Consider the following 25,836-nt stretch of genomic DNA (forward strand, 5'->3'; position numbering starts at 1 on the left):
CACGGTTCCTACGTCCGTTTACGCTCCTCGATGACTTTGCGAACTCTTTTTAGAGTGAGCTTAGTATCGCAGGAGCTTCCTTTAAGTTTCATCTCGTTCAGGAAAACTACTAGCTTTCCTATCCCGTTATTACTGTTTTTAGGTTGCATCCTCATAGATGCTTGTTCTCTGAATTTTCTCTTTTTAGAATTTTCAGGGTCGTTGTCTATTGTTCAGTTATCAAGGTTCTGCTTTGTTGTCGTCCTCGCGACAGCTTATTTAGATTATCACATCTTTCATCGCTTGTCAACAACTTTTTTTATTTTTTTTTGCCGTCGTCTGTCATTTTCTGTCTGAACCTGTTGTCTCACGCGACAGCTTATTTAGACTATCACACGCAAACCGAATTGTCAAGTACCTTTTTTAAATATCTGTTCTTCTGTATCCGTTCGGCCATACGACAAATTGACAGCAAGCTCCATTTTATATCAATCTTGTTACATCAATGATATTTTTTACTCCAATTACTTTTATCCCCTGAACTTTCTTTACCATATCTACAGACACTTCTGGCATAACACACACTTCAAAACCCAATTTTTTCGCTTCTGCCACACGCTGTTCCGGCATACTAACTGCCCGCACTTCACCACTAAGTCCCACTTCGCCAAAAACAATCATCCCTTCTGCTATCGGATGGTTTTTATAACTCGAAATGATTGCCATTACAATTCCCAAATCAATCGCAGGTTCATTCATTTTAATCCCTCCCGCGATATTCACATATGCATCATAATTAGAAAGATGCAGTCCCAGCCGTTTTTCAAGAACTGCCATCAGCAAATTAACCCTATTATAATCAGTTCCTGCCGCTGTCCGCCTGGGCATTCCAAAATTACTTTGGCATACAAGTGCTTGTATTTCCATCAAAATAGGGCGCGTTCCCTCCATAGAACATGCCACCACTGAACCAGATGCATTCTGCGGCCGGCCGTTCAGCATATATTCAGAAGGATTTGAAACTTCCACAAGCCCTGTCTGCCGCATTTCAAAAACTCCGATCTCATTCGTAGAACCAAATCTATTTTTCACGCCTCGCAGTATCCTGTAAGACGCATATCTGTCACCCTCAAAATATAATACGGTATCTACCATATGTTCCAGCACTCTCGGCCCCGCTACCGTACCTTCTTTTGTCACATGCCCTACAATAAAGATAGAAATTGTCATTCCCTTTGCAAGCTGCATCAAAGTATTCGTAGCTTCCCGCACCTGAGACACGCTTCCCGGAGCAGATGCCACTTCCTCACTGTACATTGTCTGAATGGAATCAATAATGGCGATTTCGGGCTTTTGTTTTTCAATAACCAAACGGATCGTTTCTAGATTTGTCTCACACAGCAGCAAAAGCTGTTCGGTAAATTCACCCATTCGGTTTGCCCTAAGTTTTATCTGCTTCAACGATTCTTCCCCTGAAATATATAAAACCTTTCTTCCCTGGGCAGCCAGCTGCTGACACACTTGCAGAAGCAATGTAGATTTCCCAATCCCGGGGTCGCCGCCTACCAAAATTAATGATCCCGGCACAATTCCTCCCCCCAGCACGCGATCCAACTCTGCGATGTTCGTCTGCATTCTTTCATCTTGATCTGTTGTGACATTATTAAGAGTTGTTACCTCTGCCTCTCTCACCGCACTCTTCGATGAACCTCCTTTGAGCGGCGTTACTTTTTCTTCTACAAATGTATTCCACTCCTTGCACATCGGACACTGCCCCAGCCATTTCGTCTCTTCATGCCCGCAATTCTGACAGAAATATATACTTTTTTTTGCCTTCGCCATAACCGTCTCCTACATTCATTCTTATCTAACAAAAAGGGCTGCTTGCGCGCAGCCCTTCAAATGCTTTCTACACTTTATACCATTCCATTTATTTTTTCACAATCTTAACCTCAACACACTGTTCCGGTTCAAACTCTGCACTGACGCTCAATTTACCGCTCATATTTGTTTTCATATCTCCTACATTTGCACCATTCATGTATACCGTATACTCTGTATCCGCCTCTAATTCCAACGTAAACTGTACGTCCTTCTCTGCCGATACTCTGAATGTTACTTCATCATCGGATGCTTTAAAGTTCTCAACTGCCGTACCCGGAACAGATTCGTAAACGAACATTCCATTTTTTTCTAATTTCGTAATCTCTGCAAATGTCTTAACCTTAAATAAGTCTCCCTGGAATTCAAATCCGTCTAATTTTGTCTTAGAATCCAATGTGTAATCGCCAAAGCTAAGCGTTCCATCTGATTCCGCTCTCAACAGTTCTTTTACTACCGCCATGTTATTTATCCTCCTAGTATTTCCTGCAACTCTGCCGCTTACTCCTCGCACTTCGTTTCCACGCCGTGCTATCTCGCAAGCTTCGCTTGCTCGCTCGCGGGCTTCGCCCTCTGCCGCTTACTCCTCGCGCTTCGTTTCCACGCCGTGCTATCTCGCAAGCTTCGCTTGCTCGCTCGCGGGCTTCGCCCTATAAATCCTCCCGCTGCCAAACCGGTCTGCAAGCAGCCCGCTTGTCATCGCAAGGATTTGCACGGCTCATTGCCTTCGCGTACATTATAGCATTTACTGTTTGTCTTTTGTAGTCTTGACTTCAAATTTAATTTCTTTTTTAGATATGCCTGCGATTACTTCGCTTCCTCTGGTAATATTGCCATCAAGAATCGCTTCTGCAAGTTTATCTTCCAACTGATTTTGCACGGCACGTCTCAGTGGTCTTGCCCCATATTTCTGATCGGTTCCGGTTTCCACGATATGTTTTTTCACAGAATCCCGGATAACCAGTTTGATACCAAGCTGCTCATCTGCACGCTTTATCACTTCTTTACACATCATCCCCACAATTTTCTTCATGTGGTTTTTATCCAGTGCATGGAACACCATGATTTCGTCAATACGATTCAAAAATTCCGGACGAAAAATCAGTTTAATCTCATTCATCACATTTTCTTTCATCCGTTTATAATCAGCTGCGGTGTCTTCCTTCGCCGCAAACCCCAGCCGTTTTGGCTCAATAATCGCCTGCGCCCCGGCATTGGAAGTCATAATAATAACTGTATTCCTGAAATCAACCTTCCGCCCCTGTGAATCGGTAATATGTCCGTCATCCAACACCTGCAGTAAAATATTGAACACATCTGGATGTGCTTTTTCTATCTCATCAAACAAAACCACGGAATAAGGATGGCGTCTTACCTGCTCGCTGAGCTGGCCGCCATCATCGTGCCCTACATATCCCGGCGGAGATCCAATCATTTTAGATACACTATGCTTTTCCATATATTCAGACATATCCACCCTAATAACAGAGTCTTCATTGCCAAACAACGCCTCCGCAAGTGCTTTGGACAGTTCTGTCTTCCCCACTCCAGTTGGTCCCAGGAACAAAAAGGAGCCAATCGGGCGTCCCGGGTCTTTCAGTCCTACCCGTCCTCTTCGCACCGCTTTCGCCACTGCTGTAACAGCCTCCTCCTGCCCTACTACGCGCTTATGAAGCGTCTTTTCTAAATTCTTGAGCCTTACGCTCTCAGACTCTGTCAGCTTCTGCACCGGAATCCTCGTCCACTCTGATACAACCTCCGCAATATCATTTTCCGTTACTACCGCCAGCTTGCCCTGGCTGCGCTTCTGGAATCTCGCACGCACTTGCTCCAGTTTCTTCTCCGCATCCTGCTGTTCTCTGTAGATACGAGATGCTTCATTCATATCGCCTCTTTTGATCGCGTCTTCTTTTTCCGCCATAAGGCTCTCAATCAGCTCTTCCATTTGATAAATACTCTCCGGTGCCTGAAAGCCTCTCATGCTTACTTTTGAACATGCTTCATCCAGGACGTCAATCGCCTTATCCGGAAGGAACCGATCGTTCACATACCTTTCTGCCATCTGTACCGCCGCCGCCAAAGCCTCCGGACTGATTTCCACACGGTGATGTTCTTCATACTTTTTCTGTAGCCCTTTTAAAATAACCAGACATTGCTCTTCCGTAGGTTCCTCTACAGTAATCGGTTGAAACCTCCTTTCCAGCGCCGCGTCCTTTTCAATATATTTACGGTATTCTGCAATCGTGGTCGCACCAATCAGCTGCAATTCTCCTCTGGCAAGGGACGGTTTCAGAATATTGGATGCATCCATAGCGCCCTCTGCGCCGCCTGCGCCGATAATCGTGTGCACTTCGTCCAGAAACAAAATCACATTCCCCGCAGTCTTTACTTCCTGAATCAGACGCTTCATCCGTTCCTCAAATTCTCCCCGATACTTGGACCCTGCGATCATACTCGCCAGATCAATCGTCATAATTTTCTTTTCCTTCATATTATCCGGAACCACTCCGGCTGCTATCTGCATAGCAAGCCCTTCAATGACAGCAGTCTTCCCCACACCTGGTTCGCCCACCAAACAAGGATTGTTCTTCGTCCTTCTGCTCAACACCTGCATCAGCCGCCCAATCTCTTTCTCCCGCCCGATTACCGGATCAAGTTTCCCTTCCATTGCACGCAGCGTCAAATCCGTCCCATGTTGTTCCAGAACGCTGTTTTTACGTCTCCCGTCATCTGGCATATCATCCATATACTCTTTGGGGTCAACGCCCACCGTCTGCAAAATATCCTGACAAACCTTCTGCAGGCTAATATTCAGTGTCAGAAGTATCCTGGCACCCACGCAGTCTACATCCCGCAGCATCGCAAGAAGCATATGCTCCGTCCCTACTTCCGGAGATTTTAAGCGCATCGCCTCCTCCTCGGCTCCCTCCAGGATATACTCCAGGCGCGGACTCATCTCCGGATTAACAGCCGTCGCCGCTCCCTGTGCCGGGGAAACAAGTTCATCAACAATTTTCAGTATATTCTCTTCCTTTACACCATTCATCCCAAGAATCTGTCCGGCAACCCCGGCATAGACCTTTCTCAGCCCAAGCAAAAGATGCTCCGTACCTATATACGGATGTTTCAGCTCCTTCGCCATCTTCTTCGCGCTCTGCAAAACTTCATTCGCCTGTTGTGTATAATTCATTCCAAGTAATCCTCCTACGAATATTCTTCAAATATTTCGTCCACCAGCCCGTGAACCTCTTCTTTGGAAATATTCTTACAGCACCCCTGCGCAAGTACAATGCGCAGCTGCTCCTTCATCTCGGCAACCGCCTTCAACTTATCAATATCTATGGCAATAACAGCTCCTTTTCTTCTGTCTAACTGTACAAATCCTTCCTGCCTAAGTACGGCATATGCCTTATTCACGGTGTGCATATTAATGCCCACCGTCTGGGCGAGCTGCCTTACGGATGGCAGCGTATCTCCCTCCCGTATCTCCGACGTGGCAATCCCCATAATAATCTGGTTGCGAAGCTGCATATAAATCGCTTCATCACTATTAAAATCAATCTCTATATACATAGCATCACCTTTTCTGACGTTTTTAGCTGTTATACTTACAATAGCACAACACGCTCTATACCGCAAGCAAAACTATTCTTTTCCGCAAAAAGATTGTAACTATTCAGCCATAAAAGAGAAGCGCACCCGAAAGTGCGCTTCCCATTCTGGAAGGGTCTGTATTTTATTTACAAATTTCTCGGATATCCGTATATTCATAGCAGTCAAAACTGTCTGCTACATTCTTACAGGTAAGCTTTCCGTCGTAGGTATTGATTGCAGAATAAATAACTTCATTCTCTGCACATGCCCTTTCAAGCCCTTTACCCGCAATCTGCAAGCCATAGTTTAACGTCGCATTCGTAAGAGCTATTGTAGAAGTCCTCGGAACCGCGCCGGGCATATTGCCCACGCAATAATGAACAATTCCATCTTCAATGAAAATCGGATCGTCATGATAAGTAACTCTCGTCGTCTCCCCACAACCGCCCTGGTCAACCGCAACGTCTACAAATACTGCGCCGGGCTTCATTTCCTTCAGGTATTTTTTCTTGAAAATCTTCGGTGCAGCCTTCCCTGGAATCAAAACCGCTCCAACAACAAGATCTGCCTCCTTCACAGCTTTTTCAATATTAGCATCTGTAGACACCAACGTCTGAATACGTGCTCCAAAAATATCATCCAGATAAGCAAGTCTCGAAAGGCTTATGTCCATAATTGTCACATTTGCCCCCATACCTACTGCAATTTTACATGCATTCGTCCCCACGTTACCGCCGCCCAGAATTACAACATTCGCCTTTGGCGTTCCCGGAACACCTGCCAGAAGGACTCCCTCTCCGCCAAATGTCTTCTCCAGATATTTTGCACCCTCCTGAATGCTAAGTCTTCCGGCAATCTGGCTCATAGGCGCAAGAAGCGGCAGCCCGCCATTTTTCGGATCAAATAATGTTTCATAAGCAACCCCTTTTACTTTGCCCCCTAATAATGCATCCGTCTGCGGTTTGTCTGCGGCAAGATGGAGATAGGTATACAAAATTAATCCTTCATGGAATAGCGAATACTCCTCCGGCAACGGTTCTTTTACTTTTATCATCATCTCAACGGTATCCCATACTTCTTTCGCCGTCTCTATCATCCTGGCACCCGCTGCTTCATATTCGCTGTCTGTAAAGCCGGAACCTTCTCCGGCATTCTTTTCAATATACACCTCATGCCCTGCACTCACATAGCTTTTCACATTGTCCGGTGTCATTCCTACACGGAACTCTTTGTTTTTAATCTCCTTTACACATCCTACTTTCACTGCTGTTCCTCCTGCTTTTTCATACAATATGATTCAAAAGTTACGCTCCCTCAATGCTCACATTTTGAATAATATTTTTCACATTTTATATATAATGAAGAATATTATTCATTTATCTTTAAAATCATACTATCACATCTTTAGTTTTTGTTCAATAAAAGTTATTTTTTTAACAATTTTTTATTTTTAAAAAATTCCTTTTAATTGTGTGTTCAATTTTTCTTGCATCTTTTTTCGTTTCGTGGTTAAATTCAATTATAAATAGTTTTATTTCCACGTTGGAGGATAAGGGAATGAAAGAGTTAAGAGACACAATCAACAATGCACAATTAACAAAGACACAAAAAATGATTGCAAAATTCATTTTAGACAATACGGCGGACGCCTGCTTCATGACATCTACGGAAATAGCTTCAAAATTGGAAGTAAGCGAATCTTCTGTTATACGTTTCAGCCGTTCACTGGGATATGACGGCTTCATGGATTTCCAGAAAAATTTAAGAAGGACTTATCAGGATCAGGTTCTCAGCATATCCAGTTCTATCACAATACCTTCTCACCGTATCGCTAAAAGAGCCAAGCTGGAAACAAATTCTGATTATATTCACCGGCATTTTAAAAACGCTGCCAAAAACCTGGAAAATATTCTAATCAATAATCAGATTTCTTCCTTTGAAGAGGCCGCTGATATTATCATATGCAGCCGCCACAAATACATTGCCGCCTCCAGAGGAAATTCTTCTCTCGGCGACTATTTTCTTCTGTATTTAAAACATATGGTCCCTAATGTAGAAGCCACCAACGCTTCCCCTATTAGCCCTATTGACCATATGTGCAATATATCTAAGGATGACTGCCTGGTAATCTTCAGCTTCCCACGCTATTCTTCCGTGGATGAGATCAGTGCCCGGATGGCACAGGAAGCCGGAGCAAATATCATTGTCATCACAGATAAACCCAGTGCCCTGCTTGCCAAATATGCCACTGTACTACTGACGGCTCCTGTTGACAGCAACACCTTTTTCAATTCCATGGTTGCCCCCCAGTTCGCGACAGAAGCACTGTTGGAGACCATCAGTCATAAAGCAAAGGGGATTGAAAAGAGACTGAAACGAATTGATAAGTACTTAGATGAGCTGGGAAACTACTAAAAAATGCGTCCTGCTGTTCATCTGTGAGATTCCGGCAAAGTAAAGCTGCCGCCACAAAACAGCAAGACGCATTTTCTATTTGTATCTTTTACATAAATTACGCCTCGTCAATTGCCTTTCCAATATCATGGCGCATATATTTATTATCGAACTGCACCCATTCGGTCGCCGCATAAGCATTCGCCCTTGCTTCCTTCAAGTCTTTTCCTTTTGCGGTAACACCCAGCACACGTCCTCCATTGGTTACAATCTGATCGCCTTCAAACTTGGTTCCGGCATGGAAGCAGTAATACCCCTCATGCTTTCCGAATTCTTCAAGCCCGCTGATGGGAAGCCCCTTGTCATAAGCCAGCGGGTACCCGTCTGAGGCAAGCACAACACATACCGCAGCATTATCTTCAAACTGCAGATCAATTTGGTCTAAGGTTCCGTCGATACAAGCCTCCACCACGTCAATAATGTCATTCTTCATACGCGGCAGGACAACCTGTGCCTCCGGGTCACCGAATCTCGCATTATATTCCAGTACCTTCGGGCCATCTTCTGTCAGCATCAATCCAAAGAAAATAACTCCTTTGAACGGTCTTCCTTCTGCCTTCATAGCATCCACTGTCGCCTGATAGACATATTTATTGCAGAATTCCTCTACCTCTTTTGTATAGAACGGGCTTGGAGAGAAGGTCCCCATGCCGCCTGTATTCAGCCCGGTATCCCCATCTCCCGCGCGCTTATGATCCTGCGCAGATGTCATAGTCTTAATGGTATTGCCATCCACAAAAGAAAGCACAGACACTTCACGTCCGGTCATAAATTCTTCTACCACCATGGTATTCCCGGAATCACCGAACTTCTTATCCAGCATAATCGTCTTAACGCCATCCTTCGCCTCTTCCAGCGTATTACAGATCAGCACGCCTTTTCCAAGCGCAAGACCATCTGCTTTCAGAACAATAGGGAACTTGGCAGTTTCCAGATAAGCAAGCGCTTCCTCTGGATTATCAAAATTCTCATATGCCGCCGTCGGAATATGATATTTTTTCATCAGGTCTTTGGAAAACGCCTTGGAGCCTTCCAGGATTGCCGCATTCTTACGCGGTCCAAACGCACGGATTCCGGCTGCCTCCAGTTCGTCCACCAGACCGCCGACCAGAGGATCATCCATTCCAACGATTACAAGATCAACTCCTTTTTCTTTTGCAAATGCAACGATTTTATCAAATTCCATTGCACCAATCGGCGCACACTCCGCATATTCCGCAATTCCGGCATTACCCGGGGTACAATAGATCTTATCCACCTTTTCACTTTTTGCCACACAGTATGCAATTGCATGTTCTCTGCCGCCGCTTCCTACAATTAATACTTTCATGATACTCCTCCTTATTGTATTGTTACCAGGTTATTCTCTACCTTCACTCTGCCATTCGCAATCAGATCAATGGCTCTTGGAAGAATCTTCCACTCCGCCTGCTCCATGACACGACGCTGCAGAGTTTCCGGAGTATCTCCCTGCTCTACCTCTACCGCCTTCTGAAGAATAATCGGACCGGTGTCCGTTCCTTCATCTACAAAATGTACAGTCGCTCCTACCACTTTCACGCCACGGGCAAGCGCCGCCTCGTGAACCTTAAGCCCGTAATATCCGGTTCCACAAAAGGACGGGATCAGGGACGGATGGACATTAATCATCCGATTCCGGTACCTCGCAATCATAACTTCCGGAATTACCACAAGAAATCCTGCCAGAACAATCAAGTCCGGATTCATCGCCTCCACAGCTTCCATGAATTTTTCATTAAACTTCTCTCTCGTCTCATAGTCTTTCGGAGAAATACACTGAGCGGCAATTCCATGATTTTTTGCCCGCTCCATAGCATAAGCGTTCCTATTATTGCTGATTACACCGACAATTTTCGTATTGGTAATCGAGCCTACCTCCACAGCATCTATAATTGCCTGAAGATTCGTTCCGCCGCCGGATACGAGTACAACTACATTTAGCATAATGTAACTCCTTTTTCTCCTGCTTCTACACGTCCAACTACATAGGCCTCTTCACCTGCTGCCCGGATCGCTTCTATTGCCTTGTCCACATCTTCCGGTTCTAAAGCAAGAATCATACCAAGACCCATATTAAAAGTATTGTACATCATCTCTTCTGCAATGTCGCCTTCCTTCGCCAGAAGCTTAAAGATTGCAGGAACTTCATAGCTGTTCTTCTCCACAACAGCCCTGACGCCTTCCGGAAGCATTCTCGGAATGTTCTCATAGAAGCCGCCGCCTGTAATATGGCTGCATCCCTTTACCTTTACACCGCTGTTTTTAATGCTTTTTAAGGCTTTCACGTAAATCTTGGTCGGCGCAATCAACGCTTCTCCCAGCGTTTTACCCAGTTCATCATAATATGTATCCAGAGATTCCTTCGTCATCTCAAACACCTTGCGCACCAGAGAAAATCCGTTGCTGTGGACTCCACTGGAAGCCATGCCCACCAGAACGTCCCCCGGTTTGATATTCTCTCCACTGATAATATCCTTTTTATCAACCACACCTACGGCAAATCCCGCAAGGTCATATTCATCTACCGGCATAAGTCCCGGATGTTCTGCAGTCTCTCCGCCTACCAGAGCGCATTCTGACTGTTTACACCCCTCAGCTACACCACTTACAATCGTCGCGATTTTTTCAGGATAGTTCTTACCACATGCGATGTAATCCAGGAAGAATAAGGGTTCTCCGCCAGAGCACGCAATATCATTTACACACATGGCAACAGCATCAATACCTATGGTATCGTGCTTGTCCATAACAAACGCAAGCTTTACCTTGGTTCCGCATCCATCAGTTCCTGATAACAGAACAGGCTCATCCATCTGTTTAATGCCGCTTAAGTCAAAAGCTCCTGCAAATCCGCCAAGCCCGCCGAGGACTTCCGGCCGCATCGTCTCTTTTACATGCTTCTTCATTAACTCTACCGACTTATATCCCGCCTCAATATCTACACCCGCATTCTTGTAATCCATAATCCGTCTCCTTATTTGTCTTAATATTTTCAATTCCGCCCGGCGGTTCCGGGGGAAGAAGCAATCTCCTACTTCTGATTCAGATATTCTTTATATCCAAGCTCCTTTAACTTCGCATCCTTCGCCTGAACAGTCTCTTTCATTTCCTTTGTATATTCCTTCAGCCTTTCAAGCAGCGCCGCATCAGAAACAGCAAGAATCCTCGCCGCAAGAATCGCCGCGTTCATTCCACCGTCAATGGCAACCGTTGCAACCGGAATTCCCGGCGGCATCTGCACAATAGAGTAAAGTGCATCCTGACCCTCCAGATTCTTTCCTGACATCGGCACACCAATCACCGGCATCGGGAAGATTGCCGCGCACATTCCCGGAAGATGCGCTGCCATTCCTGCGCCTGCAATAATTACTTTAAACCCTTTTTCTTCTGCTGACTTTGCATATTCAAAGAACACATCCGGCTCCCGGTGTGCGGAGATGACCGTCATCTCATATTCAATTCCAAGCTTTTCTAACATGTCAGCGGCTTTACCCATAACCTTCAGGTCTGAGTCGCTGCCCATCACAATTCCTACCTTTGACATCACATTCATCCTTTCTGCTTTCTTACGCCCACTTGGCAAACAATGCTTTCCCGTGTTCGCTGTTACTTTCATAAATATATCATACCGTGTACGGATTGTCCAACGGTTCATTCAGAATTTCTGTGCCGGGAAGTACAAATCTTCCGTCTGAAAGAAGCCTGATTTCTCCGCCTCCTTTTGTAAGAACCGTAATACTGCCCAGTTCTTCATAAGGAATGGTAATATCCGTATGGCAATGGAAATAAGCTTTCGAGACATCTTCTTTTCTCTGAATAGAAACGGAATTATCCCTTGCTATGATTTCCTTACCATTGGGATTGTATACCTTTATATCTTCACTCCAACTATAGCAAGTATCTCCCACCGCAAAATGGGGTCCCATCTTCTCCGCAATCAGAATCGGCATTTTATCTTCAATACCATACTTCTTCGCCGCCACATACGCCGTCGTATTCGTTCCAATGGCAAATTCACCAAGCGGCAGCGTCGGATGATTATAAAGCACATTTTCCCGTACATATTTCTTACAGTCTTCTTCCCGCTGAAAATTACTGCAATTATAGTCCGCAATCATTCCATCCGTAAACCGGATTTCCAGATCCCGATACTGCAGCTCATTTAGGTACACCTTGCTCACATGCAAGGTTCCGCTGGTTCCTTCCAGAACCGGAGAAGTAAAAACTTCCCCTACCGGAATATTTACATCCGCCACACAGTTTTCAAATATCGTCTCCTTCACCGGATTCTCAAGTCTGTGAAGCTGCACGGTCAGATCGGTCCTGTTGCCATCCTTTCCAAGAATCCGCACACACTCGCCCTGGTCGAGCGCATCAATCAACGTCTGCTGAACCTTCTCATAGACCTGCGCACCCAGCGTATTGATACGGATTACTTCATCAAAAATTTCTTCGTACTCCGCCCCGATCTCCGGCACCGGCCAGGCAATAATCGTAAAGCTTCTCTCATCCCCGGGAATATAGGTGTTCGTCATCTGTCCGGACTTGCTGTCATACATTCTTGCCAGTTCCTCCTGCCTGTCTGTCAGATGCACAGCTTCTTCCTTTTGTTCCGGTGAAAACGGCTGCTCCCCGAACACTTCCATCACCGCCGGACCTGCAAGTTGCGACGCCAGATCCTTATTAACTTCATAGGCATGGCGCATCACTTCCAGTTTTCTCTCTATAAAACGCTTATTCAGGAAAATCCCCTGGTCATTCCGGTGGTCATACTCATATTGTTTATTTGCAGTGGCCCCATAATACCCTATCTTCAGATGCTGACGCTTCGTAAGCACACTCACGGATGAACGATAGATAACAGGTCTTAGACCCATCTTTTCAAAATTGCAGATTGCCCGTTTCACCACTCGTTCAAACCCCAGCACATAACGGATATTTACCACCGATTTCTTCGACAGGTCTTTACCCGTATTCACAAATCCCTTCCGATAACCTTCCGTATAGACATCTGCCATTTTCTGGATTGTCTCTTCCGGCAGCTTCTGCAGATATTCCGCTGTACGAAGCTCATTTTCGCTGATATACTCTCCGAATCGATACAGATACCTTACATCATCCAAAGAACTGTTCATAATAATGTCTGACGCAAAAGAACTATCCGGGTCAAGCTGCTCTACAATCTTGTCCGCCACAAAAATCTCACAATAATCACTGGCATACCAGTAAATGATGTCCCGCAGCGTTTTTACTTCCGGCTGCTCTTCCGCCTCAAAGCAATTATATATTTCAATAAATAACTCATAAAGCACCGTCAGATATTCTATGCGGTGCTCAAATGTATATGCAATAGCTCCCCGTATCTCTGTATACAGAAAACTCAGCATCTGTCCATATTCTTTTCCGAGCATTTTTGCGGCATAAGCCGGATCAGCGTAGCTCGCATCATAATTTTCAGGCAGAATATCTTCATACAGCCTGCAGTTTCTTTCCTGAAGTTCCTGAAGCGTAAGTTCCCGGTAACACCCGGACTCCAGCTCTTCCTTCAGTTCACAGAGCATCCCCACGAACTTTGCCGTCTTTTGAAAATACGGACGGTATGTTTCCGCCACTGTCTCCTCTTCTATAATCCTGCCGATTCTCTCTACCGCCAGTTCATAGCGTTCTGTCATCATTTAAAAAAGCCCCCTTAAGAAAATTACAATAAAAACAAAGGTAAAGATCCCATTTAACACAATTCCTATTTTGCAGGAAATATATTCTTTGTCTCTTTCTTTAAATCCTTGAACCGCCTTGTACACCCCTGCCGCTGACATCACCAGCATCAGGAAACCTACCGCGCCTATCAAAAGGCTGACATCACCTTTGCTTATGTACGAAACAGAAAATACCAGAACCATAAAAAATACGGTGAGTCCTGCCAGGAAACAGGACTCTAATCCTCTTTTCGCGTGCTTCAACGGAGCCTGTCCAAACTTCCTGCGCCTGCGCTTCATTTTCTCTTTTTCTGTTTTTTTCTTCTGCCTTTCTTTCCTCTGCTCTTTAATGGCATCTCTTATTCTATCTTTTAACATATTTTCTCCTTATGGCCGCACATACCACAAAAACAACATAACCAAACGCCCCTCCTATGGTATTTAGGAGCAGGTCATCCACATCAAAGCTCCCCACTTTCGCAATAAGCTGGAACGTCTCCACGCAAAAACTCAGCACAAAACTGTAGAAAACTGCCGAGAAGAAGCTCCTGTACTTGCTCGCCATAGGCATGAAAAATCCAAAAGGAACAAAAATCAGCACATTCCCAAAAAGATTGGTAAACATTGCATATGCGCCAAGCTGCTCCCTGTATTGCCAGAACCGTTTAATCTCCTTAAACAGCACCAGATTATAACGATATTCCTGCATTCCCTCCACGCTTCTTCCATACCAGTCTGAAAAAAGCAGAAAATAAATAATAAATCCTATATAGAAAATAAATAATATCTTCCCTAATATGCGTAACCTACTTCTCTTACTATAATTCAAAACAGCACCCTTCTAACTTCAGAACCTAAAATGTCAATCCTTTTCTGTTTTTTATCAGGCGTGCCCCGTTGATGATGGCAATAATACCGGTTGTAACCCCTGCAACAACCATCACAATACCGATAGCTATATCAGCCGCTCCGGCAAGTCCCATTGTCTTAAATGCTTTCTCGTTGTTCATCCGAATCCCTCCTGCTATTTTACACCATACTGTTCATAATATGCGTCAATCGCTGCTTTTAATGTATCGTCAATCACAATTTTGCCCTGACATTCTCTGTTATATAAATATTCCGTTACTTCCTCCATCGTTACGATTGCTCCAGTTTCAAAACCGTACAATTCCTTCACTTCGTCAAGAGCACATTTCTCCCCACCCTTGCCTACTTCCATGCGGTTCAGGGATACCATCAGACCTACAATCTCCACGTTAGCAGCCCCACGAACTTTCGGAACCGTCTCTTCCATAGATTTTCCGGATGTAGTCACATCTTCAATCATCACAACACGGTCGCCATCCTGCAGTTTACTGCCAAGAAAGCTCCCTTTGTCCGCACCGTGATCCTTTTCTTCCTTCCGGTCTGAACAATAACGCACCTCTTTTCCATACAACTCACTGTAAGCCATTGCTGTCACAACTGCCAGCGGGATTCCCTTATATGCAGGCCCAAACAGCACGTCAAAGTCATCTCCATATTTATCATGAATTGCCTTTGCATAATATTCCCCAAGCCGTTTCAACTGACTGCCCGTTACATAAGCTCCCGCATTCATAAAGAATGGTGATTTTCTTCCGCTCTTCAATGTAAATTCTCCAAACTTAAGCACATTGCTCTCCACCATAAATTCGATAAATTCCTGCTTGTATTGTTCCATAATTTCTAAACCTCCGTATTTACGGGCATATCCATGCCCTTACTTTATATTTTTATCTTTTACTACACCGCTTTTACATCATTTTAATCTTAACTACACCTTAAAGAACCATTAAATCTTTTCAATTCTATCACAGTTTCATGTTTATTTCAATCAGCGGATGCCATTCAATTACAATCCAATTACACATTCAAAATGCACTTCGTGCAGTGATGCGCAGCTCACAGAAAGGTGTTATTGGCAACGTCCGTTCCGTCAAGGACTGTCCTACGGCATACCGGCTTCGCCTTGTTCCTTACCCCACTGGTTTTTCGCATATTATTAAGAATCTGGCAAACTGGAATTTATATAATTATTCCTCTAACTTTCCCCATTTTATAGGCTTTCCCGCCTGTCCATTAGTGAAATGATATGTAGTTTCCCTTATTTTTGCCCTTATGAGATAATCACAAGGGAAATAAGGGAAATTTTTTAGTCATTGCCCACCACTTTATCAAGAAGCCGAACTGATTTTCGTTTCGCATCTCTTGTGGAGTGAGCATAGACGTTCATTGTGGTACTGACATCTGAGTGTCCCAACAATTCCTGCACATCTTTTGGGGCAGCTCCATTTGCTAAAAGGTTGCTTGTATAGGTGTGACGTAACTGGTGGAAATGAAAGCCTTCAAATCCCTCTAATGTTTTTGCCACCTTTCTGCAAACAGTCCCCAAAGTAGTTGGAAGTTCCAAACAACCATCCGGTCTTAAACAGACGAAAGAAATTTCTTTATAATCTGTCGGGACTTCCTCTGTTCTGTCTAAACAATAATATTCGTAGTACACTCTGTTTTTCTCTTTGACCTCTTTGTAGTAGTTCGTGTGATAAAGTTCTCCGTACTGCATTCGATTTTTTAACTGCTCTTTCCGGGCATTACGGAAAATCTCTACCAGTGTATCTCCAAAATCAACAACCCTTACTTTTTTCCGCTTGGTTGGTCCGATGATATATTTGCGCTTTGAGCCATCATATCGGATGCTGCGTCTTATGGTAAGGCATTGTTCTTCCAGATTTACGTCCTGCCATGCCAAACCGCAGGCTTCTCCAATACGAAGCCCGGCATAATAGGCTATCTGGATTGGAAGTATTGCGGCTGGGTTCTTTTTTTGCAGATAAGCAAGCAATCTTTCATAATCTTCTCGTGAAATTGGTTGGACATTTCCGTCCATATCCTCATCGGAAAACAAATCCACTTCATCCGTCTGATACCGCAGTTTAATATACTGCATGGGATTGAACGTAATATACTGCTTTGGAAATACTGCAAAACGGAAGGACTGCTGCATGACTGCGGAAAAAGAATGGATATAATCTTTGCTGTAACCCTTTCTCTCTTTTCCGTCGGGATGAACTCCCCCGAAGGAAAGCAAATCGAAGAAGGATTGCAAATGTTCAGAGGTTACATTTTTCAGTTTCCGTTCTGCCAATGGGTGTTTCTTGATATTTCGGATTGTTCCGAGGTAATTCTCCACCGTACCATTGCTGAGCGTACCTGTTTTTAATTCCTCCTCTGCCCACACATCCAAAAGCTGTCCGACTGTGAGATTTTCCGCTTTGGCAACAAATTTCTTTTTCTCATAATCATCCATTGCCTGACGGAGCAGCTTTTCAGTTTCACTTTTGCTTTCTGTTCCAACGCATTCTTTCTGAACAAGATTGCCGCTTGCGTCCTCTACATAGAAGCGGTAGTACCATTTCTTTCCTTTTTTTCTTACAGATCCTTTTGCCATAATCGTATGTCTCCTTTCGATATTAGACAATCGGAACTGATGAAATGCTTCGTGCGTGTAAGTATATCATAACTCCGGTTGTCTTACTATACCGATTCGGAATCTTCGTATAAGACTTCTGATAAAAGATTTGCAAGCCTTTGTTCTGCTGTTTTTGGTTTCTTGGAATAGAGCCTTACAACGTCTGCCATCTCATTAAAAGCATTGATGGTGTGAGTGATTTCCCTTAAGAACATAATCTCATTATATTCATCATTCGATTCAAACCCTATTGTTTTGGCAATATCCGTCTGACCAGCATTCCCCTTGAAGTTTTTGCAGGCGAACTGGAAGGAATCCAAAAACAGACCATATTGTTTTAACATCAGCAGTAATAAATCTTTTGAAAAAGCATCTTCTTCTTTGGTAAGGGCAAGCGGTAACTGTTCCAGAATATCTCCCATCGCATCACGAATCTGTAACTCTCTCTTATCCGTAATGTCGGTTTCATATTCATCTGTTTCCCCTTTGAGCCATTCCACAGATACATGGAGTGCTTCCGAAAGACCTTCCAGCACCATTTTTTTCGTATTGTCAATCGAACCATTCTCATAACGCAGGATTGTAGAAGCGGTAACACCCATCTTTTCTGCGACATAAGGCTGTGTCAGATTCAATTCCAGACGGCGCTGTTTTACTCTGCTGCCTATCAGCTTGCGTAGTTCTTTATCTTTCATGCTGACTGCCTCCTTTTTCGGTATGTATGAATTATAGCATTGTTTTTCTGTAATTGCAATATGCAACTTAAAAATTATTTTTAATATTTCGTAACGCTTGACAAAAAGATATGAAAAGGATATACTTACATCACAAGAATTGCATAATGCAATTTATAAGGAGGTGATTATATGACGCAAAGAAAAATTGCATTATCCATCGAAGAAGCTGCTGACTATACGGGAATCGGCAGAAACACCTTAAGACAGCTTGTAGAATGGAAGAAACTTCCAGTATTAAAGGTTGGTCGCAAAGTCCTGATTAAAACCGATATTCTGGAAATGTTTATGGAAGCGAATGAAGGTCGTGATTTGAGGGATAGAGGAAATGTAAAAGCCGTAACAAGAACTGCGGCAAATTAAAAAGGCGGCTTCCAAAGAAACCGCCAAAGGTTCTATCAGACCGAAGCCATGATATACCTACACGCAAGAAGATTATACCATGTGCTTCTTCTGATACGCAACCGAGAACTTATGTTTGTAAAAGAAAGGGGAATGTAATCATGGCAAAATCAACAAAAAGTTATGAAGAACGAATGCTTGAAATGGAAAAGAAGGAACAGGAAAGCCTTGAAAAAGCAAAACGATATGCAGCACAGAAGAAAGAACTTCTGAAACGAAAGAAAGCCGAAGAAAGTAAAAAACGAACCCATAGGCTCTGTCAGGTTGGCGGTGCGGTGGAATCCGTTCTCGGTGCGCCTATCGAGGAAGAGGACATCCCAAAGCTGATTGGTTTTCTGAAAAAGCAGGAAGCCAATGGGAAATTTTTTTCAAAGGCAATGCAGAAAGAAACACATACCGATATGGAGGAAGTGTAATGGCGGGGGGGGATGAGTTTTTCATTCCCTTCATTGCTTTTTCATGAAGGGCGCACTTATGGACAACCAGAGGTCGTCCCAATAAGTTTGCCACAAGTGGCAACCGGTCTTCGCTCACGCTTGCCGGGCTCGTTCCGTCGGCGGGGCTTTCAGCCAGACCTGCTCATGCCGCAGGAGGCACTCTTCGCCAGAGGGGCGCATTCCATGCAGGCTGCTATGCGCAGGGCACTCTTACGCAGAGGGCGTTCCGGCAATACTGCTTTTTCTAAAACTGAAAGCAATGTTGCCGGAAATCTATGCCGGATGTGCAGAAAGGGGGAATCCAGACATGGCGATTTTTCATTACACAATCAAAATAGTCGGACGAAGTAAAGGGAAATCTGTTATCTCCGCTTCCGCATATCTCAATGGGGATGTGATGAAAAACGAGGAAACCGGGCGAATCAGTTATTACACTTCTAAAAAAGAAGTGGTCTACACCAGTCTGATGATGTGCGAAAACGCACCTCCTGAATGGCAGATAGTACCAGAAGAAAATATAAAACGCTTTCAAAAATCTGTCCGATACAAAAGGTCAGAAGATAAAGAAGCTGCTTTAGAAAAATTTAAAATCACATTTCAGAAACAACGGTTATGGAATGAGGTATTGAAGATTGAAAAAAGTGCAGATGCCCAACTTGGCAGGTCATTTGAATTTGCCCTCCCCAAAGAATGGAGCAGACAGGAACAGATTCAATATACAGCCGACTATATCAAAAAAACATTTGTGGATAAGGGAATGTGTGCTGATTGGAGTATCCACGACAAAGGGGATGGCAATCCTCATGTCCATCTGCTTCTGACAATGCGCCCTTTTAACCCGGATCATTCTTGGGGGAAGAAAGAAGTCAAAGATTGGGATTTTGTCAGAGATAAAAGCGGAAATATCGTGATTGATGAATCCCATCCGAACTGGTGGCAGGATAAGAAAAACCCTGACCGTCATGGAATCCGTATCCCTGTATTAGATGAAAACGGAATCCAGAAGATTGGTGCAAGAAACCGCCTGCAATGGAAACGGGTACTGACCGATGCTACGGGATGGAACAATCCAAAAAACTGTGAACTGTGGCGGAGCGAGTGGGCAAAGGTGTGTAATAAACATCTGCCTTTGCATAATCAGGTCGATCACCGTTCTTACGAAAAGCAGGGAAAACTCCAGATTCCTACCATCCATGAAGGTGCTGACGCAAGAAAGATTGAACAAAAGTTTCTTGCCGGGCAGGAAATAAAAGGTTCGTGGAAAGTAGCGGAAAATCAAATCATAAAACAACAAAACACGTTATTGCAAAAGATACTGGACACCTTTGGGAAAGTATCAGGTGCATTATCATTATGGAAGGAGCGATTAAATGACATTAGAAGAAAGCCGGGAAATTATACCCTTAATGGAGTCCATGATTGGGCAAATCGAAGAACAGCAGACCTTAATGGCAGAAATGCTTCTGGAAATGCAGAACCGGGACACCCAACTCTCTCTTATGCAGGAACAGAATCAGAAATTGCAAAAATTAAACAGCGAGTTATCCGAGCTGCTCAACATTTTGCCAAATACCGAGGAACTACTTTCCAAGATGGAAGAACAGAAAACGAAGATAGAACTTTTGGAAAACGAAAATCAGCAATGGCAGATATTGGCACAGAAGCTGAACAGCGAAAACAGTTTATTACTGAAACAGAACACCGAATTGCTGAACTGGAACAGCAGGTAGAGAAAGGACGTGATATAGATGAACGAATCCAGAGAATTAAAGAACGCCGAACAGTTGGAAGAACTTCTGCTCTTGACCGAGGAGATACAAGAAGAGTTGGAACAGAAAGACCAGCTTATCGTGGAACTGAAGACGCAGCTCAACGAATCTCTGACCTTGAACGAGAAATTAAACAAAGAGAACAGAGCCGGGAATATTCAAGCATTAAAGAACGACTTGAAGCTGGCAGACAGAGCATTGCGGAGCGAGAAAGAGAAGCTGCGAAGCGCAAACGTCACGATAGAGGAATGTCAAGATAAAATACGATGCTTAACACAACAACGGGATTATGCCCGGACACATCAGAAAATCGTAGAGATACCGGTAGAAAAGCCGGTACTCTATAAAAAATGCGAAGCCTGTGACCGGACAGCCTATCAGAATGCAAAAGCAAGATACGAAACACAAAAAGAGCAACTTGCAGGACAATATAAAGCAAAAACGGTAATGTTCCAAACAACCTTGTTCCTTCTTGCATGGTATTCGCTGACAACCACTCTTTTTCAGGCAGTACAGTCAGATGTGTTCCTTTCCGATTGCAAATCATTCTTCCATGATGCAGCATCATTCATACAAACTTTTATCGGTTGGACGATTGATGCCGGGCAATCTGTGGCACAAATCAGCACAAAAATTCCAAATGAGATTATAGCCGGAATCATATATTGGTTATTGATGATATTGGTTGTTGGAATATGTGTGGCAGGGACAGGGATACTGGCAATACTGATAGAAATAAAGGTTATAGAATTATATAAGAAAAACTGTTGGGATGTTATTACCCTACTGATGATACTGACAAGTGCGGCTGTCATCATTTATTTTGGAGAAGTAATTAAAAAAGCATTATCAATAAATCTGTTGTTCTTTTGGTTAATTTTACAAGGAATATATCTTACAATTCGACGCTATATAAGTCAAGATACTGATTGACTAGATACAAAATATTTGATAAAATATAAATAGAAATACAGCAGATCAAAGGAAGTAAAACTTATGAGAGCAAAGAAAGTGATTGTAGGGGTAGCTATTAGTGCAATGTTAATTTCTTCATCAATTCCAGTAATGGCATTTTCTGTTACAAACGGGAATAAGACATTTGATAAAAAGTGGGAATTGAGCACTACATCTGATGGCGGAAAAGGTGTTTTGACTTATGGTTATAATACTCTTGCTATTAATGAAGATTATGCACACGCATATCATTCAACTAAAGATCATTACGCATATGTCAAGAATGGAAATGGTTCTTTTTCGGGTTCAAATGTTGGTAAAGGTAATTGGTCTAAAATTGAGGTTGCTCATAAAGGAAATAGTATTACCTACGGTAATAGCTACTAAACAAAGGTTCGGGATAATGGCTGAGTGGTTGGAATTCCAACCACTCTTTTTTGTGGAGTGTATATAAATGAAGAAAAAAATAAAATATATAGGAATTGTTTTGGTTATTTTGTTCTGTTGCTATAATTTATTTTGGTACTTCGGGAGTTATAAACCATATAACGAATTTCAGAAAGACTTCCCTGAAATAGAAGAATCTGGAGTAAAAATTTACACAGATAAAGATGGATTCCAGTATAGTGTGTCTGTCCCTGATTATTTGCTTTGGAATGGAAATCTTGCGATAGCTGAGTCAGATGTTCGATATGCACTAATTATTTGGATAAAACCATTTCACCAAGGAATAAGTCAAGGCGTGCTATTTAATGACTATAAGGATTTGAATACTCAAATTATGTTGTCAAGTAGCAAAAAAGCTGAAGATCAAGAAGATCAATGGATTGTTGATGAAAATAGCACAATATTGACTACGATATTTGAAAAAGCAAATAAAGTATGGAATCTGGGGTTGAAATAAATGAAAGCAATTAAAAACTTATGTTTGTTTTGTTTCCTGATTTTTGGAATACTTATGCAATCTGAAATATTTCAAGATCAGCTTTGGAACTTTTCTACAGCATATTTTACGTCATCACGCTATGAAGTTGCTAGTGAAGATATGTCGCAGTTTCTGAAAGATGTATCAGAAACTGCAACGGAGAATGATGTACATATTTTTTCTCAGTACAATGAAATCAATAATAAATACCTTTCAACACTTCATATTTATGGCGATGATAAAGTAATCAGACAAACATTAAAAAATACTGCAAACATAGAAGAATCAGAATATACCGCTTTAGTTTCCGGAATTACGAAAGTAAAATTTCATAATCTCTCAGAATTGCAAAGTACCTCTGTGGGTTATGAAAACTTTATCTCATACATAGGAAATGAGGACAATATTATCTCTGCATATCAGAAATTATCAGAAAAATATAGCTTAACTTATCCAGAATATTGGAATTCTACGGAAAAGGACATGATTTTTATTATATGGGGTATGATTATTGCATTGATGATTGTTCTAAATGTAATTGAAGTGGTTAGGCGAAAAAAAGAGGTTGTTGTACGAGTTTCCTTAGGAGAAAGTGCTGGTTTCATAGCATTTAAGGCTGCTTTATTCGATGTAACTTTTGACATTGCATTATTTATTGTTGCAAAAATATTGCTGTCAAATTATATATCGGGAGCATATGAGAATAGACTCGTCACAATTTTATATTCCATTGGAATTATTCTTTCCACTATTCCATATTGTTCTTTTTGCTTTTTTGATATTAGAAAGGCATTCGCAAATGCAACACACAAAAGAGGAGTGGATTTTTTAATTTATTCGTTAAAATTTATAGCAGGGGTAGCCGCTGTTTTTACAATTACCACTAATATTAGTAGTATTCATAATAACCTATTTACAAATGAACATTTGTTAGAAGAATATTATGATGCAAATTATTTTACCGTAAAGACTACTGATTTTAATGCTGAAAAAGAAGAAGCTTTTTGGAATAAACTATACAAGAATGAATATAACACATTAAAGCCTGTAATATGCTTGAATATTTTAAATGATAAAAATGATGTGATATATGTAAATAATCATGCAAAAGATATGTTACAAGGTTTTACGAAGCAGATAAATGCAGTAGAGAATGAATCTTCTGATTTGATTATTTTCATTCCAAAGAATAGATATTTTGCTAAAAACAAGCAATTAGCCTATGACTCCTTGAGCCATGTTTTAAATCATGATAATTTACAACAATTAAATATTCAGTACATAGAGTATAGCGAAACAGAATACTTTTCCTATTTAGATACAAGTAGAATAAATGGTATCGAAAAAAGCAAAAATCCGATAATTATTTATCAGGCAAACAAAGATTTAGCAGTCAATGGTGGGTATCTTGAAAGCTATAAAGCAGGAGCAGTTTTATTTCAATGTGATGAAAAACAGCTAAGAAATATCAGCAAAAAGTATGAAGATATGCTTGGAAATTATCAGCTAGTAATTACAAACGTACATGAACAGTATTTATATAATCACACATTTTTAATAAAACTCGTGGGATTTTTAAGTTCTCTTTGTACGATTGTATTGCTTTTAAATATTATGATTATTGTTACAGTAAGTAGACTAGAGTTCCGAGAAAATGCAATGAAAATTTCCTTGATGAAAATCTTTGGATATAGTTTATTTGAACGGCACAAAACACTTCTTAAAATGATTGTAGTGGAAAATTTTGTGATATTAGTAGGTATGCTTATCTATTCTTTATTATCGGTACAGACTGAAGTAGGAATTAGCATTCTTGTTAGTTCATTTATGGCACTAATAGAATTTACAATTATTTTCTTTAATATCACAATTGTTGAAAAAACAAACATACCGAAATCATTAAAAGGAGGTTGCTTATGATAACAATTGAAAATCTATGCAAAGCATATAATGATAAAATTTTGTTCAAAAATTTTCATTTGGAAATTCCAGATAGCCGTTTTTTGGTAATTAGTGGCGAAAGTGGATGCGGAAAAAGTACTTTACTTAATATGATTGGAGGTATTGAAACTCCTGACAAAGGTTCTATTATTGTGAATGGTTTTGATGTGGCAAAAAAAGGAAAAAAGCAGAAATATTTCAAAGAAGTTGTTGGATTTTTATTTCAAAATTTTGCCCTTTTGGAAAACAAAACAGTAAAAGAAAATCTAGAAATAATAAAAAAATCAGGTAGAACGGATATTTCAATAAATGAAGCTCTTGAAAAAGTTGGTTTACAGAAAGTAATTAACAAAAAAGTCTATCAATTATCTGGTGGCGAACAGCAGAGAGTTGCGTTAGCTCGTTTAATGCTAAAGAAATGTTCGATTGTATTAGCAGACGAACCAACTGGTTCCTTAGACAAAAAAAATAGTGAGATTGTTATGAATATATTGCATGAGTTAAGTGAACAGGGAAAAACAGTTATTGTTGTAACTCATAGTGAAGAAATTGTAGCACAAGAAAAGCATGTTCTATATTTATAATTACCCATAATAGAAGAATATGTTCTTTCGGGAGACACCTCCTCTAAGAACATATTCTTTTGGTTAAAATTGATTATAAAGATACTTTTATTTCAGTATATTCGCTATATTGATGGGATATATATTTGCATATTATTTATATGGATAAGGATTATAACTCTAGTGAGTCTTCTGCATCTACCCACATCTGTAAATTACCCTCAAGATATAATCTTGCATATTCCAAAGGCTCATCCACAGCCAATGAAGTAAGCGCACATTCTGATCCGTATGTGGTTTTTAGATTTTTTTCAGCTTTCCAGCAATCAATGCGAAGCATATATCCGGCACTTGTGTAAACATCAATACTATCGTGATTTATGTTGTATTCTGCATAAATTGTTCTCATCGTATCTTATCTCCATTTTCTTTTAATAATCAGTTATAGAGTTAAATATCGAAAACATTTCAATCAGTTCACCATGTCGTTATTGTTATACTGTGTTATGAAATTTTCTTTCCCTTATTTTTTCCCATATTAAGGTTCATGAAAACCAATGTGAGAATATAACACAAGGGAAAGAGTAAGGGAAAGCTCACTTGCTACAAACTTAGTATTTTCAAGGGTTTGCGAAGAATTTGATAATTAAATATAACAGTTATTAAATTTCCTAAAATATGTGAAATATCAACTGGAATTTGTCAGTCATTTAAACACCGTTTTCTACTGTTATATAACGCTTCTTGTTGTTTCAAAAGAGACAATGTGTGATTTGTTTTACACAGTGGCAACCCCGTAATTGCTGATAATTCCTCAGCGGACAGCCATTTGTCCGATGTTTCCAATACATTCAAAACTTTCTCATCATCTTCATTTATCCATGTTCCACAAACTATATTAAAATCCATAATGCATATTCCGCAAGAACTGCGCATCCGTTCCAGAGGAACGGAGCGCCATTCCGCTTCAAACTGAGCAAAGCTCAGCAGGTT

Annotated in this window: 27 protein-coding genes; 9 read left to right on the top strand and 18 right to left on the bottom strand. The window is 41.6% G+C overall.

Annotation, left to right across the window (positions count from 1 at the left end; translation table 11 throughout):
• Positions 1 to 462: 462 nt before the first annotated feature.
• From radA to ald, 5 genes are all read right to left on the bottom strand, one after another.
• On the bottom strand, positions 463 to 1,821 hold the full coding sequence (radA, locus tag OCV99_RS16480) for a DNA repair protein RadA (RefSeq protein ID WP_158372008.1): 1,359 nt from the start codon (positions 1,819 to 1,821) through the stop codon (positions 463 to 465).
• Between the two features lie 88 nt (positions 1,822 to 1,909).
• A complete protein-coding gene (locus OCV99_RS16485) occupies positions 1,910 to 2,323 on the bottom strand; it encodes an endosialidase (protein ID WP_158372010.1) in 414 nt (137 codons plus the stop codon).
• A 282-nt stretch (positions 2,324 to 2,605) separates the two neighbouring features.
• The gene (locus OCV99_RS16490; RefSeq protein WP_158372012.1) at positions 2,606 to 5,050 is read right to left on the bottom strand and encodes an ATP-dependent Clp protease ATP-binding subunit; all 2,445 of its coding nucleotides are present in this window, start codon (positions 5,048 to 5,050) and stop codon (positions 2,606 to 2,608) included.
• Positions 5,051 to 5,064: 14 nt separating this feature from the next.
• A complete protein-coding gene (locus OCV99_RS16495; protein ID WP_158372014.1) occupies positions 5,065 to 5,433 on the bottom strand; it encodes a GntR family transcriptional regulator in 369 nt (122 codons plus the stop codon).
• A 163-nt stretch (positions 5,434 to 5,596) separates the two neighbouring features.
• Entirely contained in the window at positions 5,597 to 6,718 is a 1,122-nt protein-coding gene (gene ald / locus OCV99_RS16500) for an alanine dehydrogenase (protein ID WP_158372017.1), read from the bottom strand.
• A 293-nt stretch (positions 6,719 to 7,011) separates the two neighbouring features.
• Between ald and OCV99_RS16505 the strand changes: the two genes are divergently transcribed.
• Complete coding sequence (locus OCV99_RS16505; protein WP_158372019.1) at positions 7,012 to 7,869, top strand: MurR/RpiR family transcriptional regulator; 858 nt, start codon at positions 7,012 to 7,014, stop codon at positions 7,867 to 7,869.
• A 97-nt stretch (positions 7,870 to 7,966) separates the two neighbouring features.
• Here the strand turns inward: OCV99_RS16505 and purD are convergent, their stop codons facing one another.
• The 11 genes from purD to OCV99_RS16560 form a co-directional block, all read right to left on the bottom strand.
• Positions 7,967 to 9,238 (bottom strand): phosphoribosylamine--glycine ligase, encoded by a 1,272-nt coding sequence (gene purD / locus OCV99_RS16510; RefSeq protein WP_158372021.1) that lies wholly within the window; start codon positions 9,236 to 9,238, stop codon positions 7,967 to 7,969.
• 11 nt (positions 9,239 to 9,249) lie between these two features.
• Complete coding sequence (gene purN, locus OCV99_RS16515) at positions 9,250 to 9,873, bottom strand: phosphoribosylglycinamide formyltransferase (protein WP_158372023.1); 624 nt, start codon at positions 9,871 to 9,873, stop codon at positions 9,250 to 9,252.
• Positions 9,867 to 10,892: a phosphoribosylformylglycinamidine cyclo-ligase gene (gene purM, locus OCV99_RS16520; protein WP_158372025.1), complete on the bottom strand. Its 1,026-nt coding sequence runs from the start codon at positions 10,890 to 10,892 to the stop codon at positions 9,867 to 9,869. Before purM ends, purN begins: the two co-directional genes overlap by 7 nt.
• Before the next feature lie 68 nt (positions 10,893 to 10,960).
• On the bottom strand, positions 10,961 to 11,473 hold the full coding sequence (gene purE, locus OCV99_RS16525) for a 5-(carboxyamino)imidazole ribonucleotide mutase (protein ID WP_158372037.1): 513 nt from the start codon (positions 11,471 to 11,473) through the stop codon (positions 10,961 to 10,963).
• 79 nt (positions 11,474 to 11,552) lie between these two features.
• Positions 11,553 to 13,604, bottom strand: a complete 2,052-nt coding sequence (locus OCV99_RS16530) for an aminopeptidase (RefSeq protein WP_158372027.1) — start codon at positions 13,602 to 13,604, stop codon at positions 11,553 to 11,555.
• On the bottom strand, positions 13,605 to 14,003 hold the full coding sequence (locus OCV99_RS16535) for a DUF6142 family protein (protein ID WP_158372029.1): 399 nt from the start codon (positions 14,001 to 14,003) through the stop codon (positions 13,605 to 13,607).
• Complete coding sequence (locus tag OCV99_RS16540; protein ID WP_158372031.1) at positions 13,990 to 14,454, bottom strand: VanZ family protein; 465 nt, start codon at positions 14,452 to 14,454, stop codon at positions 13,990 to 13,992. The genes OCV99_RS16535 and OCV99_RS16540 overlap by 14 nt, the downstream gene beginning before the upstream one ends.
• Positions 14,455 to 14,479: 25 nt before the next feature.
• The gene (locus tag OCV99_RS16545) at positions 14,480 to 14,635 is read right to left on the bottom strand and encodes a hypothetical protein (protein WP_227193510.1); all 156 of its coding nucleotides are present in this window, start codon (positions 14,633 to 14,635) and stop codon (positions 14,480 to 14,482) included.
• A 14-nt stretch (positions 14,636 to 14,649) separates the two neighbouring features.
• The gene (gene pyrE / locus OCV99_RS16550) at positions 14,650 to 15,330 is read right to left on the bottom strand and encodes an orotate phosphoribosyltransferase (protein WP_158372033.1); all 681 of its coding nucleotides are present in this window, start codon (positions 15,328 to 15,330) and stop codon (positions 14,650 to 14,652) included.
• 471 nt (positions 15,331 to 15,801) lie between these two features.
• Positions 15,802 to 17,097 (bottom strand): tyrosine-type recombinase/integrase, encoded by a 1,296-nt coding sequence (locus OCV99_RS16555; protein ID WP_005608354.1) that lies wholly within the window; start codon positions 17,095 to 17,097, stop codon positions 15,802 to 15,804.
• Positions 17,098 to 17,183: 86 nt separating this feature from the next.
• Positions 17,184 to 17,813, bottom strand: a complete 630-nt coding sequence (locus OCV99_RS16560; protein ID WP_005608353.1) for a helix-turn-helix domain-containing protein — start codon at positions 17,811 to 17,813, stop codon at positions 17,184 to 17,186.
• Between the two features lie 171 nt (positions 17,814 to 17,984).
• Between OCV99_RS16560 and OCV99_RS16565 the strand changes: the two genes are divergently transcribed.
• From OCV99_RS16565 to OCV99_RS16600, 8 genes are all read left to right on the top strand, one after another.
• On the top strand, positions 17,985 to 18,215 hold the full coding sequence (locus OCV99_RS16565; RefSeq protein WP_004843519.1) for a helix-turn-helix domain-containing protein: 231 nt from the start codon (positions 17,985 to 17,987) through the stop codon (positions 18,213 to 18,215).
• A gap of 140 nt (positions 18,216 to 18,355) precedes the next feature.
• Positions 18,356 to 18,670, top strand: a complete 315-nt coding sequence (locus OCV99_RS16570) for a hypothetical protein (protein WP_005608351.1) — start codon at positions 18,356 to 18,358, stop codon at positions 18,668 to 18,670.
• 328 nt (positions 18,671 to 18,998) lie between these two features.
• A complete protein-coding gene (locus tag OCV99_RS16575) occupies positions 18,999 to 20,720 on the top strand; it encodes a MobA/MobL family protein (protein ID WP_158372035.1) in 1,722 nt (573 codons plus the stop codon).
• Complete coding sequence (locus OCV99_RS16580; protein ID WP_005608347.1) at positions 20,659 to 21,393, top strand: DUF6040 family protein; 735 nt, start codon at positions 20,659 to 20,661, stop codon at positions 21,391 to 21,393. Before OCV99_RS16575 ends, OCV99_RS16580 begins: the two co-directional genes overlap by 62 nt.
• A gap of 63 nt (positions 21,394 to 21,456) precedes the next feature.
• Complete coding sequence (gene mdcF, locus OCV99_RS16585; protein WP_005608346.1) at positions 21,457 to 21,801, top strand: broad-spectrum bacteriocin mediterrocin MdcF; 345 nt, start codon at positions 21,457 to 21,459, stop codon at positions 21,799 to 21,801.
• Positions 21,802 to 21,868: 67 nt separating this feature from the next.
• Positions 21,869 to 22,318: a hypothetical protein gene (locus OCV99_RS16590; RefSeq protein ID WP_004843525.1), complete on the top strand. Its 450-nt coding sequence runs from the start codon at positions 21,869 to 21,871 to the stop codon at positions 22,316 to 22,318.
• Positions 22,319 to 24,259 carry a DUF1430 domain-containing protein gene (locus OCV99_RS16595; protein WP_005608344.1) on the top strand — a complete coding sequence of 647 codons (1,941 nt, stop codon included), beginning with the start codon at positions 22,319 to 22,321 and terminating at the stop codon, positions 24,257 to 24,259.
• Complete coding sequence (locus OCV99_RS16600) at positions 24,256 to 24,864, top strand: ATP-binding cassette domain-containing protein (protein WP_005608342.1); 609 nt, start codon at positions 24,256 to 24,258, stop codon at positions 24,862 to 24,864. The genes OCV99_RS16595 and OCV99_RS16600 overlap by 4 nt, the downstream gene beginning before the upstream one ends.
• 151 nt (positions 24,865 to 25,015) lie before the next feature.
• On the opposite strand, the gene OCV99_RS16605 is transcribed toward OCV99_RS16600, so the two are convergent.
• Positions 25,016 to 25,252: a DUF6061 family protein gene (locus OCV99_RS16605; protein WP_004843528.1), complete on the bottom strand. Its 237-nt coding sequence runs from the start codon at positions 25,250 to 25,252 to the stop codon at positions 25,016 to 25,018.
• Between the two features lie 293 nt (positions 25,253 to 25,545).
• Positions 25,546 to 25,836: hypothetical protein (locus tag OCV99_RS16610; RefSeq protein ID WP_262575983.1), on the bottom strand; the 291-nt coding region annotated here is incomplete at its 5' end.

Source organism: Dorea acetigenes, assembly GCF_025567385.1.
In the GTDB taxonomy this organism is placed as follows: domain Bacteria; phylum Bacillota; class Clostridia; order Lachnospirales; family Lachnospiraceae; genus Claveliimonas; species Claveliimonas acetigenes.

Excerpts from the sequence above, each read along its gene's own strand:
- OCV99_RS16485 (WP_158372010.1), bottom strand. The coding sequence starts at position 2,323 with ATGGCGGTAGTAAAAGAACTGTTGAGAGCGGAATCAGATGGAACGCTT.
- OCV99_RS16605 (WP_004843528.1), bottom strand. The coding sequence starts at position 25,252 with ATGAGAACAATTTATGCAGAATACAACATAAATCACGATAGTATTGAT.
- OCV99_RS16600 (WP_005608342.1), top strand. The coding sequence starts at position 24,256 with ATGATAACAATTGAAAATCTATGCAAAGCATATAATGATAAAATTTTG.
- OCV99_RS16535 (WP_158372029.1), bottom strand. The coding sequence starts at position 14,003 with ATGTTAAAAGATAGAATAAGAGATGCCATTAAAGAGCAGAGGAAAGAA.
- purM (WP_158372025.1), bottom strand. The coding sequence starts at position 10,892 with ATGGATTACAAGAATGCGGGTGTAGATATTGAGGCGGGATATAAGTCG.
- OCV99_RS16495 (WP_158372014.1), bottom strand. The coding sequence starts at position 5,433 with ATGTATATAGAGATTGATTTTAATAGTGATGAAGCGATTTATATGCAG.
- OCV99_RS16565 (WP_004843519.1), top strand. The coding sequence starts at position 17,985 with ATGACGCAAAGAAAAATTGCATTATCCATCGAAGAAGCTGCTGACTAT.
- OCV99_RS16560 (WP_005608353.1), bottom strand. The coding sequence starts at position 17,813 with ATGAAAGATAAAGAACTACGCAAGCTGATAGGCAGCAGAGTAAAACAG.
- purN (WP_158372023.1), bottom strand. The coding sequence starts at position 9,873 with ATGCTAAATGTAGTTGTACTCGTATCCGGCGGCGGAACGAATCTTCAG.
- OCV99_RS16505 (WP_158372019.1), top strand. The coding sequence starts at position 7,012 with ATGAAAGAGTTAAGAGACACAATCAACAATGCACAATTAACAAAGACA.
- mdcF (WP_005608346.1), top strand. The coding sequence starts at position 21,457 with ATGAGAGCAAAGAAAGTGATTGTAGGGGTAGCTATTAGTGCAATGTTA.
- radA (WP_158372008.1), bottom strand. The coding sequence starts at position 1,821 with ATGGCGAAGGCAAAAAAAAGTATATATTTCTGTCAGAATTGCGGGCAT.
- OCV99_RS16530 (WP_158372027.1), bottom strand. The coding sequence starts at position 13,604 with ATGATGACAGAACGCTATGAACTGGCGGTAGAGAGAATCGGCAGGATT.
- OCV99_RS16555 (WP_005608354.1), bottom strand. The coding sequence starts at position 17,097 with ATGGCAAAAGGATCTGTAAGAAAAAAAGGAAAGAAATGGTACTACCGC.
- purE (WP_158372037.1), bottom strand. The coding sequence starts at position 11,473 with ATGTCAAAGGTAGGAATTGTGATGGGCAGCGACTCAGACCTGAAGGTT.
- OCV99_RS16575 (WP_158372035.1), top strand. The coding sequence starts at position 18,999 with ATGGCGATTTTTCATTACACAATCAAAATAGTCGGACGAAGTAAAGGG.
- OCV99_RS16590 (WP_004843525.1), top strand. The coding sequence starts at position 21,869 with ATGAAGAAAAAAATAAAATATATAGGAATTGTTTTGGTTATTTTGTTC.
- purD (WP_158372021.1), bottom strand. The coding sequence starts at position 9,238 with ATGAAAGTATTAATTGTAGGAAGCGGCGGCAGAGAACATGCAATTGCA.
- OCV99_RS16545 (WP_227193510.1), bottom strand. The coding sequence starts at position 14,635 with ATGAACAACGAGAAAGCATTTAAGACAATGGGACTTGCCGGAGCGGCT.
- OCV99_RS16570 (WP_005608351.1), top strand. The coding sequence starts at position 18,356 with ATGGCAAAATCAACAAAAAGTTATGAAGAACGAATGCTTGAAATGGAA.
- pyrE (WP_158372033.1), bottom strand. The coding sequence starts at position 15,330 with ATGGAACAATACAAGCAGGAATTTATCGAATTTATGGTGGAGAGCAAT.
- OCV99_RS16490 (WP_158372012.1), bottom strand. The coding sequence starts at position 5,050 with ATGAATTATACACAACAGGCGAATGAAGTTTTGCAGAGCGCGAAGAAG.
- OCV99_RS16595 (WP_005608344.1), top strand. The coding sequence starts at position 22,319 with ATGAAAGCAATTAAAAACTTATGTTTGTTTTGTTTCCTGATTTTTGGA.